General features: G+C 34.9%; 5 protein-coding genes. All 5 read right to left on the bottom strand.

The window, feature by feature from the left end:
- Positions 1–93: 93 nt before the first annotated feature.
- The 5 genes from AB657_RS01480 to AB657_RS01460 all read right to left on the bottom strand — a co-directional run bounded on the left by AB657_RS01480 (position 94) and on the right by AB657_RS01460 (position 12,118).
- Positions 94–1,506 (bottom strand): endo-1,4-beta-xylanase, encoded by a 1,413-nt coding sequence (locus AB657_RS01480; protein WP_232304825.1) that lies wholly within the window; start codon positions 1,504–1,506, stop codon positions 94–96.
- A gap of 69 nt (positions 1,507–1,575) precedes the next feature.
- A complete protein-coding gene (locus AB657_RS01475; protein ID WP_047244880.1) occupies positions 1,576–2,706 on the bottom strand; it encodes an IPT/TIG domain-containing protein in 1,131 nt (376 codons plus the stop codon).
- 9 nt (positions 2,707–2,715) lie between these two features.
- The gene (locus AB657_RS01470; RefSeq protein WP_047244879.1) at positions 2,716–4,233 is read right to left on the bottom strand and encodes a RagB/SusD family nutrient uptake outer membrane protein; all 1,518 of its coding nucleotides are present in this window, start codon (positions 4,231–4,233) and stop codon (positions 2,716–2,718) included.
- Positions 4,234–4,253: 20 nt separating this feature from the next.
- On the bottom strand, positions 4,254–7,406 hold the full coding sequence (locus tag AB657_RS01465; RefSeq protein WP_047244878.1) for a SusC/RagA family TonB-linked outer membrane protein: 3,153 nt from the start codon (positions 7,404–7,406) through the stop codon (positions 4,254–4,256).
- Positions 7,407–7,942: 536 nt separating this feature from the next.
- On the bottom strand, positions 7,943–12,118 hold the full coding sequence (locus AB657_RS01460) for a hybrid sensor histidine kinase/response regulator transcription factor (RefSeq protein ID WP_047244877.1): 4,176 nt from the start codon (positions 12,116–12,118) through the stop codon (positions 7,943–7,945).
- Positions 12,119–12,487: the final 369 nt, after the last annotated feature.

The raw sequence follows: 12,487 nt of genomic DNA, 5'->3' as shown, positions 1-12,487 counted from the left end.
AACGTAAAAGCCTAAAAATACTTTAATGCAAAAAAAATCACCTGAATATGCTTCTTCAGGTGATTCTCCATAACTAACAACTAACTAACTAAATCAATCTAACCCCTCTAAAAATCCTGTATGAGCCTTTTTCAATTCAAATTTATTATTATACAATAGCGGCCAGTCATTTCCTGGATGATTTAAATCCGTACTATAAGGTATCCAAGATTCATTATCTTTAAAACCCCACACTGTTAAAGCATATTTATTTGTCTCAGGAAGTGCGTTGTATATTTTAACTATTTCTTTATACTTTTCCTTTTGAGCCAATGCCCTTTCCGCTGTTAGGTAAGTGATATCATTATTTTGGTTCACTTGAATATCCAACTCAGAAACATGAACTTTCAGGCCTAAAGCAACAGCTCTATTAATATCGGTTTCTATTTGTTCTTTAGTAGGACTCAAATACGTATTATGCATCTGAAAACCAACACCATCAATAAGATTACTTGCTTTTAAATCATCTACGATACTGAATACTTGATCCTGTTTGGGTATATTGGTTGATGTGGCATAATCATTATAGAACAATAACAAGTTAGTATCGCCGGCTGCATTTGCGGCGTCTCTCGCCCATTGGTAGCAATCTTTAATGTAATCAGGACCCATTTTTTGGAGAAAAATGGTATTCCTCATATTACCATTATCATCAACTGCCTCATTTACCACATCCCATGACCTTACTTTTCCCGCATAACGGGTAACCACGTCGGTGATGTATTTTTTTACTTCCAAAGCAAACTCAGCGTCTGTACCCGAAAAATCAGATAACCAATCGGGGACGGCATTATGCCACACTAAAGCATGGCCATGAACATTTATCCCGTTATCATTTCCGTAATTAACTATTTTATCGGCGGCATCCCAATTATAAGATCCGCTCCCTGTAGAAATTGGATCCATTTTCATTTCGTACTCAGCCGTAATGCTGCTAAATTCATTTTTTAGCACCACATCATAAGCACTCCCCTCCGTTAATTGATTCGATTTAACCGCTACACCGACAAAAAAAGGATTTTCCAAGGCATTTGCTTTAACCTTAAGAAAAGTCGGGTCTTCAGATTCTTCAGAGGCAACTCCTGTTGTTGTAACCGTTATAACATTTGAATTATTGGTGATTTCGGTGCCTTTTTTAGCTCTTACCCTGTAATAATAGTTATTTGCTGGAGAAAGTCCCGTAACGTTAACGTTGTTATCTTGAACGATTAGAGCATCGTAACCATTAAGCATAACAGAAAAATCACTATCTGTTGAAACATCCACCAAATAACTCTCTGCTTCGGGAATTAAACCCCAATTGGCCTGAAAGGAATTATCTGTAATATTACTAGCTGTTGAGGCAAACGGTATTTCTAACTTAGTAGAAGGTTCTTCGGAATTTCCTTTATCATTATCTTTACTACAACTTAGTAATGTAAGTACCAAAAAAAAGGCTATTCCCATTATTATTTTGATTATTCTCATTTTTATATATTTAAAAAAGGTTACTATTTTTTTTATTTAGTAACCTTTTATTCTACTCTATAAATTGGGTTACTCTTCTACCCTGAATGTAATATCATCAAATTTTACACTTGAAACATTACCATTGTTAGGTAAAGAGACTTTAACCTGTAATACACCGGAAGGATCTATTTTTTCTGTATCCGTAGCAGCATTACCAGGGTTATAACCAGATCCAAATTCATCTAACCTAGCTGAAACTTCTTGCCATCCACTTGTTTCTAGGGTAAAATTATAAGCCCACGTGTCTAGAATAACATCAAAAGAGGAACCTGCATCGGCATTTACCTTCATTTTGAAGGTAACTTTAGATGCATCAGTAGCGGAACTGGGTAAAAATGCGCCAGCCTCATTGTTTTGGCACCCATTATAACCGTTTGCTGTTGCTCCGTTATAATCATATTGAGCACAATTACCAGTTTCACCAGCTGCGGTTACAGATAAAGCACCTGCATCACCATAAAATCCCCAAGTACTGGTATACAAACCATTTCCATCAAAATCTTCAAACAAATAATCTACAAATCCTAAATTGATATCAACGAATGTAGTGTTTTCGATACCAGGTCCTGGCTCCACGATTGCAGTGCTTCCCGCATCGGTCGTAATAACTACATGTTTCCCTTCGGTTGCATCAGTAGGTACTGTAAAATACATTTCTTGATCCGAAACCAGATTATACTCTATGGGTTCCCCTCCGAAGGTCACCGATTGAACACCTATAAACCAACTACCTTCTATGGTTACTTTTTCACCAACTTTAGGATTAAGAACATTAAATTTATCGAAAACAGGAGCAGGTTGTATAATGTTAATTTCAGAATCAATTTCACCATTTTCCATGATGAACCGTATAGGTTGAACCCCAAAATTATATGGGTTTTCAAAATCATAATTAGGTATATTGAAAAAAATCGCATTATCCGAATTTAAATTCGGATTAAAAGAGACCTCCAATGTATTGTTCAGAATAATTTTTTCCAAACCCGTTAAATTTGTTCCTTCAATCTTAAGCAACTCACCAGGTGTACCTGATGCATTTGGGCTTGACTGTGAAGAAAAAGTAGCGATTGTCGGCATTTCAACCTCATCTTCTGAACATGAAAATAATGTAAGGGCAAAAACTGCCGAAACTAAATATATTTTTATCAAATTTTTCATAATTGAAGTTTAAAAATTAAATGGAACAGGTTCATCTGTCAAATTCTCATTGATACTTATGGCGCCAGATGGTAGCGGCATAGAGAAAAAATCATCTGTTGGTGTTATTTTAATGGAATTTAACTCAGTTCTGGCATCGTCACCGTAGAAACCTCTTTCTTGGGCGGCAATTTCTGCCAATGCATCGGCTCTATTTCTACGTTGTAGATCAAAATAATATTGCCCTTCCAACAAAAACTCTATTCTTCTTTCTTTAAATAAACTGGCTTGGGTTATGGTACTCACCGGACTTAGACCTGCGCGAGAACGCACTCTATTAAAAGCAGATAGCGCTTCACTGTCAGAGGTAGAGGCATTGGTTCCTAATTTGGCTTCGGCCATCATTAATAGTACGTCTGCATATCTTAACATATTAGTGTTTTGGTCTGTTCTCATAAAACAAACATTATAGCCATCATCTGCAGAACCCACAATATACTTTCTAAAGTTTAATGCGGTTTGCGATGGTAGTTTATCAAATGTATATCCACCTTTTTTACTTAACAATTCTGGGTAAAAATCACCGTCCATCATAATAGAGGGTTTTCTTCTTTTATCACCATCTTCGTACAATCCTGGTAAATCAGTGGTAGGCATGTAAGTACCCCATCCATCTCCGCCTCCGGTTATACCGGAACCCGATGGTACGATAAAGGCTTGTTCGGTATTTTGAGTACCCCATTCATTACAATTTACCGTCCATTGTAAAGAGAATAAACTCTCTATGCTATTGTTATAGTTTGGGTTGTTGAATAAATTTCCGTAATCTTCAAGCAAATCGAACTTGCCACTTTCTATGACCCCTCTACATAAATCGGCAGCCTCATCATATTTTTTTAAATTTAATTTCACTTTTGCCAACATACCCATGGCAGAGTATTTCCCAACTCTTCCCGTTTTTGGCTCTGTGGTTAATTTTTCTACGGCATCCTCTAAATCCATCTCGATGAATTTATAAACATCGGCTTCTAAATTCCTTTTGGCATTTATACCATCAGAGTTTTCGTCAAAAATCGGAACGGGGCCCCATATTCTAACTAAATAAAAATAAGCAGTAGCTCGCATGAATTTTGAAACTCCAATTCCTTGAATATAGGCGTCTTCAGGAATATTATCTTTGTCCCTGATCAAATCTTGTATTAAAGAATTAGCTTGGTTCACTACAGAAAACAACGCTGTCCAATTACTATTGAGGACGGCATTATCATTCAACACGGATGCTTCCGCGAATTGTCTGAATTCATTATCGTTGGCCCACACATTACCGGCATAGGTATCTCCTTGGGTTATCATACCCTTAAAATTATAATCAAACCAGCCTTTAGTATACATCCCGTTTTGAATGCCTTCATAAGGCGATGCTCCTGGAGGTAAACAGTCTACGCACAATGAATTCTCCGATCTAAGCTCGGTAAAGTCATCTGAACATGATACCATAGAAAGAATCACGGTCAATAGCATCAATGCCTTTTTTATTTGTTTTTTCATAATAATCAATTTTAATTTTATTAAAATGTTAGATTAACACCTAAGGTTATTGTTTTTGCCAATGGGTATCTACCCACATCTAAACCTGCAAACCTTATATCTGAATTTCTACTTCCAATTTCTGGATCTAGACCGGAATACTTGGTGAAAGTGAATAAATTCTGTCCTGAAAGATATACTCTTGCTTTAGTGAAGAAATTTGTTTTACTTAAAACATCAGGATCAATATTATACCCCATGGTAATATTTTGTATTCTGAGGTAGGACCCGTCTTCTACAAAGCGATCGGAAACACGCGTGTTGGAATTACCGTTCGCCAAATCAATTCGTGGAATGTCGGTGTCTTGGGCAATATTTGCCGCATCATCTAAAGTAACACCATCCGGCAAATAATTTACAACAAAGTGATTTAAGGCATCGGTGGATTGATTTTCTCCCAAGAAACGTAATGCCTCGGTATAAAATCTATTTTGATTGTAAATTTTGTTGCCATAAGATCCGTTAATCACAACACTTAAATCAAAATCTTTATAAGTTATATTGTTGTTTACACTATAAGTAAATTTTGGAAGAGCTGATCCTATATACGTTCTGTCGTCAAGTGTAATTTCACCATCATTATTCAAATCTTTAAACTTAATATCCCCTACACTGGTTTTACCTGGAACTTGTATAGCGCTTTCATCAACTTCTTGTTGGGTCCTGAAAATACCATCTGTAACAAAACCGTAAATTTGACCTAAAGATTCTCCTTCTTCAACATAGCTATACAATAATTCTCCATCTGACTGTGGAATATTAGCTGTCAATGGTTTTGTACCACCATAGAATTTGGTCAATTCGTTCTTGTATGTTGAAAATATGAAAGTGGAATTCCATGAAAAATCATCTGTTTCGTAATTTCTTGTGTTCAATTTTATATCAATACCCCTATTTAGCATTTCACCTACATTCTCATATGGCAGCACCCTTCCTGCCGTTCTATCATCAGCTGGTCTTTGAATTAATAAATCTGAGGATTTCTTTTGATATAGGTCAAGATCCAATCTAATGGCATTATCCCACAAACCGATTTCCAGACCAATATTCGTTGATTTCAAAGTTTCCCATTTAATATCAGGGTTCCCATCTACCGTATATACATAGGACAGTCCGCTAGATGAAGGAACGGCAGCAAATTGTGTTTGATACAAAAAGCTAGGAATATTCTGGTTACCCACTTCACCATAACCTGCTCGTAATTTCAAATAATTTATCGGCCCAGATGAAGATTTCATGAAATTTTCATTTGAAATGGTCCAGGCACCAGAAACTGATGGAAAGTAACCCCATTTATTATTTGGCCCGAAGTTTGAAGACGCATCAGCCCTCATAGAAGCAGTTAAATAATATTTACTGTCATAGTTATAATTGGCTCTTGCAATGTACGATTGCATAGCCCACGCGTAGCTTTGGTTATCTACCTCTGAGGTCGATTTTAACCCCAACACTAAATTATCAAATTCATTATTCCCTTCTAGATCTCTTCTGGATCCCCTTAAGTATTCAAAATTACTTTTCTGACTTTCTTGACCTAGAATTACATTAACATTGTGCTTATCAAAAGAGTTGTTATATGTTAAAAAGTTCTTTACCGTCCAATAATAACTTTGATCTTGCTGTTTTAGTGAGGAGTTCACTTCATTTGCAGCTGTACCAATGTTCTCATATGTAGGAATAAATACCCTACTGTCTCCTGCATTTAAATCATATCCTAATTCACTTCTAAAAGTCACATTTTTTAAAAATGAAATTTCCGCGAATAAATTTCCATTTATTTTGAATTTTTTATCTAGGTTGTTAACATATTCTGAATAGGCTACAGGGTTTACTGCTTCATAATTGTTCGAGGCACCATTTACGCCTCCTCCAGGAGCTCCATAGCTGCCATCTGGGTATCTTACAGGGATTAACGGACTCAAACGTAAGGCTGAAGAAACAATACCACCTCTATCATCATTCTTAACGATACGTTGTTTAACATTACTTAAAGATATATTGTTACCTATTTTAAACCAGTCATTAACTTTTGTTTCTATATTTAAACGCATTGAAATTCTTTCGAAATCTGTATTTACAATAACACCTTCTTGTTTAAAATAACCAAGGGATGTATAGTAGCGTGTTCCATCTTTTTCCCCTGAAACAGAAAGTTGGTTATTTGTGACTAGCGCACTTCTAAAAATTTCTTTTTGCCAATCTGTTCCTTTCCCCAGTAAACTAGGGTTTTGAAATATAAACGGAACATCTCTATTATCTGATTTCAATAAATCACTGGTATATTGCGCGTATTCTTGTAAATTCATCATGTCATAGTATTTAGCGACACTTTGTATACCCGTATAATTATCGAAAGAAATGGTAGTTTTACCTCTTTTACCTTTTTTTGTTGTTATCAAAACAACACCATTGGAACCATTGGCCCCATAAATAGCAGTGGCCGATGCATCCTTTAATATATCAATAGATTCAATATCGGACATATTTAGACCGGACAAAGCGGAATTTACATTTTGCCCAGAACCACCTCCTGAAGCCGCTCCCAAATCTAAAGAGGTATTATTTCTATCTGCAAATATTGGGGTACCATCTATAACATAAAGAGGTTCATTGCCATAAAGCGATGTTATACCTCTAATCTTAATTGAAACACCGCCACCTGGAGCTCCTGAGTTTTGAGAAACCGTAACACCGGCAGCTTTACCGGTTAAGGCTTGGTCAACAGAAGAAAAAGGCTGGTCTTTTAGCTCTTCTGCAGAAACAGAGGATATAGCTCCTGTTAAGTCCTTTCTTTTGGAAGTCCCGTAACCAATTACTACAACTTCTTCTAATTGCGAGGTATCTTCTAATAATGTAACGTTTAAATCATCTTTGCCTTTATATGCGACTTCTTGTGTTGCAAATCCTAAATAACTAAATACCAATATACTGTTCGGTTCTACATTTCTGATCATATAATTACCATCAAAATCTGTCGAAGTTCCGTTCGTAGTACCTTTTACAAGAACATTTACCCCTGGCAACGGAACCCCTTCCTTATCGGAAACCACGCCAGAAAGCGTTTTAACCTGTGATAATGCATTTTGCACACATAGTATGGTCAGTGCAATACCTAAAAGTTTTAATTTTGTCATATTACTTAGTTTAAGTTATTATTCAGTTCAAGAGTTAATTGTTTTAATACTATACCGTTCTTCGATACATTTGTTCTATAGGCATTCGCTAGACCTTTAAAACCATGTTGTTTTTATATGTAATCGAAAATGAGAGAGAGTAAAAACAACATGAATATTACAATCAGCACTTCTACCCAGATTTTATGTTTTTTTTTTTTAGGTTCTATCATTATTGTTTATTGAAGAGATAGTACAAACGAATATAATTAGTGGTCAACGCCAAGACTATGACTAATAAAGCAAGTGTTAGAAGAATTGTTGCAATAGTAGCATTTCAGCTTTTTATGCAACATAAGAGATATTACGTGCTACATTTGTTGTAGAGAAGATATGAAGCGTACCCTCTAATCGGTTTAAAAAATAAATGGAGTATTTAAAGAACAACGGTCCATGACCGAATACAAATATGTAACCGGTATTTATCTGAATAAAATATCTAAAAATTATTGGAAGATCTGTTTAAGCTTAGACAGACTGCTTGATAAGGCCGGCCATTAGGTATTTGATTCAATTTCTGTTGGTAATATCCCGAAATGCGCCTTGAAACATTTAGTAAAATAAGAAGGTGATGAAAACCCTACATTATAACAAACCTCACTTACTGAAGCACTGCCACTTTCCAGTAACTGCTTGGCTTTTTGCAATCGTATTTTTCTCATAAACTCGTTGACCGTTTGCCCCGTCAACGTTTTTATTTTTCTATAGAGCTGACTTCTGCTTAGGTTGAGTTCTTCTGCCAACAATTCTACACTTAAATTTGAATCGCTCATGTTTTCATGAATATAGTTCAATACTTTTTGAATAAACTCTTTATCGATAGATGTTGTGTTCTTGTTTTCTTTGGCTCCACTTATTTTGCCAAAGTACTTATCAAAAATTAATTTTCTACTGGTAATCAATTGTGATATCCGAAGCTTTAACAACCTTAAATCAAAAGGTTTTACCATATATGCGTCCGCTCCATATCCGATACCCTCTATCCGATCATCTATTCTTGTCTTGGCTGTGAGCATTAATAATGGGATATGACTTGTACGAATGTCAGATTTGATTATCCTACAAAAATCAAAACCATTCATTTCAGGCATCAAGACATCTGTCATAATCACATCCGGAAGCACTTCTCGGGCTATTTCTATACCCTCTTTACCATTGTTCGCTACAAAAATCTTATAATCTTTCTTGAATTCGTTCTTTAGATAATTCCTGAGTTCGGTATTATCCTCAACAATCAATACAGTATGGGATTTAATCGTTTTTTCAGCTTTGGGGCCGCTATCCTCCGGTGGCTTTGAAGCAACGATAGAAACGATGTTTTCATACAACGGAATTGAAGAAGTTATTTCGGATAGAAGTTCATCTTCCTTAAAATGATTTTTTCCTGCCGGAAATAAAATTTTAAAAGTAGTTCCTTCTCCTAATTTACTCTCAACTTCAATTTTCCCCTTATGTAATCGAACAAAATTCTGAACTACCTCTAGGCCTATTCCCGTTCCTCCATAATAGTTTTTGTTAAGGCTTTCTACCTGATAAAAGCGTTCGAATATTCTGCTTACTTGATCTTTTTCTAGTCCGGGTCCCGTATCGGATATAATAATTTCTACGACCTCAACAGGCTTTGTTTCGTTGACTAACGGCAAGATAAATTTGTCGTTTCTGGCTAATATATCAATCTTTATAGCGCCGCCATCCGGCGTTACCTTAATCGCATTGGAAAGTATGTTAAATATAATCTTTTCCAACATACTTTGATCTGCCCAAAGGGGAATACTAGGTAAATCCGAATCTAAAACCAAATGAATGTTTCTATTGAAAGCCTCTTCTTTATAGTAACCGATAATTTCCGTTGTGAAATTTACAAGGTTTAATTCTTGCGCTCTTATCGACATTTTATTGAGCTCTAATTTTCTAAAATCCATTAACTCATTGATGAGCCTATAAAGTCGAACCGTATTCTTGTAAACTACATTGTGCTTTTCTTTAATACGTACTGGAAAATTTAAAGTATCATCATTAATAATATCCCGTAATGGGTTTATCATTAAAGTTAACGGTGTTCTAAATTCATGAGAAATATTAGTGAAGAACTGGATTTTATTTTTGTGTAGTTCATCTTCTTGAACTCTTTGAATTCTTTCATTCCGTAACAATTCCTTTTCTTTGATACGACGTTGAGCCACTATATTTAACATATAAATTGCTCCTAAAAATAATATGACATACATTACCAGTGCCCAATTGGTTTTCCACCAAGGAGGTAATACAGTTATTTTTAATTCTAATGGCGTATCATTCCAAACCCCATCATTATTAGATGCTTTTAATTTAAAAATATAAGTTCCCTTGTCTAAATTTGTATAAGTTGCGCTTCTTAAGTTTCCTACATAATTCCAAGATTCCTCTAAACCTTCCAAATAGTAGGCATATTGATTTTTTTCCGGTCTAGTATAACTTATTCCCGAATACTCAATGGTAAAAACAGATTGGTTATGGTTTAGTTCTATTTCTTCGGTTTCGGCCAAGACCTGATTTAAAGGAGAGTCTTCTTTACCTGGTAAGACTTCTTTGTTAAACAACTTAAGATTAGTAAGATATAATGTTGGGGCAATTTTATTTAAACTAATATCTTTTGGATCAAAAAAATCTACTCCTTTATAATTTCCGAAATACAAATACCCATTCTTATCCCTATGAACAGCATTAAAATTGAATTCGTTAGACAACAGCCCATCGTTCAATGTAAAGCTAGTTAATTCATTATTTTTTAAATTCACTTTTAATAATCCTGAATTAACACTAACCCACAAATTACCATCCTTATCCTCAATGATACTGGATACGCTTTCCTCTGGAAATTCATACAATTCACTATACCATTGAAATTCCCCATTGCCAGTGTAACGACACAACCCCGAGCCTCTGGTACCAAACCAAATTGAGCCATCGGAACTTTGATATAAGGACAATATGTGGTTGGCACTTTTTATATTCCTTTTAACGTTCGCTTCTTTATTTAAGATAGATTCTACTTGATAATCGTTATTCCTGTTTTTATTAATTTTAAACAGGCCTTCGGTAGTACCTACCCAAACGTTATCCTCTAAATCGACCAACACTTTTCTAACGGCGTTCCCTATCAATTCCTTTTTTGGAAATGGTGACATATACTGATTTGTAAACTTTTTACTTTCTGGATCGTACATAACAACCCCGCCATGAAAAGTGCCTATCCATATGATCCCATTTGAATCTTCGTCAAAACTTAATATACTATTGGCATCGAGATTAGGTGTGTTCTCCGAATTATAATTGATGAATTTTTTTGACCCGTTTTTCTTAAAAAACAGACCATTGTTCCAGCTTCCTGCCCAAATATTTTTATTGCTATCAATAAAAAGGGTTTGAATATCTAAACTGTTCAATCCAGTATAGCCTGTTGTGCTTGTTTTACTAATATGCTCAAATCTTTTGGCTTTAGGATAATAAATATCTATACCTCCACCATCCATACCAATCCAATAATTCCCCTTTTCATCTTGTTCTATGGCCGTAACAGATGAGAATTGCAATGAATTAGGATTACCGGGCACACTTTCCAAACTATTAAACTTATCATATAATTGGTCATAAACAGCAACCCCACTATTGTAATACCCCATCCAAATCCTTTCGTCACTATCTACGAACAAAGACCAAATTGAGTTGGATTTTATACTATCCTTATCCGTCTTATCTAAAGTATAATTTTTAATTACGACGCCATTTTGGTCTATATGAATCAACCCATCATTTTCTGTACCTATTAACAAAGTACCGTCAGGAATTTGAATCATTGACAGTATTCGTTTCTTGGTTATTTTATAATGGGTTAAATCAAAAGAACCTTGATTACCATTATTTGATATAGCCGCCCTGTATAGACCATTTTCGAGCGTGCCTACCCAAATATTATTTGAGTTGTCCAACAATATAGATTCTATGGAATCATCTATCGAAATGTTTCCTTTTTCAGAAGAAAAGAGACATTTTTTTAGCATATTAGCTGTACTGTCATATTCTAGAAGCCCAATATTGGAACCTACATAAACCTTACCGTTCTCACTAACTTGAATACCATTAATATTGATATAGCTCGTTTCTAGATTTATTCCATCTACAAGTATTTGTTCTATTTTATCATTATCGACATCATACCTATATAGTCCATTTTCAAAAGTGCCCACATAAATATTACCAGATTTATCCGATCCCAAACTACTGACGGTAACGGACATATTTTTGTTTTTCTCTACCCGTTGGATGGGAATTTTTTTAAATCTATCAAACTTTCTTTCATATAAATTAAGTCCTTCTTCAGTACCTATCCATAATCTATTTTTATAATCTAGATGAGAACAATATATTATATTACTGATTAAAGAAGTTGAGTCGTTAATTACATGCTTGTATGAAAGATAATCTATACCGTCAAACCTATATAATCCGCCACCGTTAGTCCCGATCCAAATAAATCCGTCATTATCTTGGGTAATACCAGATACCGCTACTTTAGAAATGCCATCTTTTAAGTTAATAAAATTGAATTCCTTAAAACTTTCTTGAGCCTGTGTCTGATATATAAAAAGGAAACAAAAAACTAGAAACTTGTATATATGATGATTGTTAAACATTTAATATTATTATTGCTTAAATGTAATATTTTTTGTCACTATTAATCAATATTATTATAAATGTGTTGGTGTGCGCATTGGAGCACAGAATTTTTGAAAATAGATTTCGCAATAGTATTATTCCGGCAATTGCCTTTTCTCCTCATTGATTGTATTACCAGAAAATTATGTCCTTTAAGTATAGTAGGTAAGCTTGTAGCCGTTATATCATAAGCTCTTATCTGAATACAAATAAACCTGTGTGTTATTTGTTAAACCTTAACGTCATCCTCCAAGCAGAAACTATGGCTTTTATCGTACCAAAGATCCCATACCATTCAAAGTGTTTCCTTCAAAACGGGTAAACGAAAGCCTCTATTTTACATGTAC

Origin of the sequence: Maribacter thermophilus, assembly GCF_001020565.1 — a bacterium.
Lineage (GTDB): Bacteria > Bacteroidota > Bacteroidia > Flavobacteriales > Flavobacteriaceae > Maribacter > Maribacter thermophilus.
Note: the sequence above shows the minus strand (reverse complement) of the source record. Positions and strands in the feature narration are given on the sequence as shown.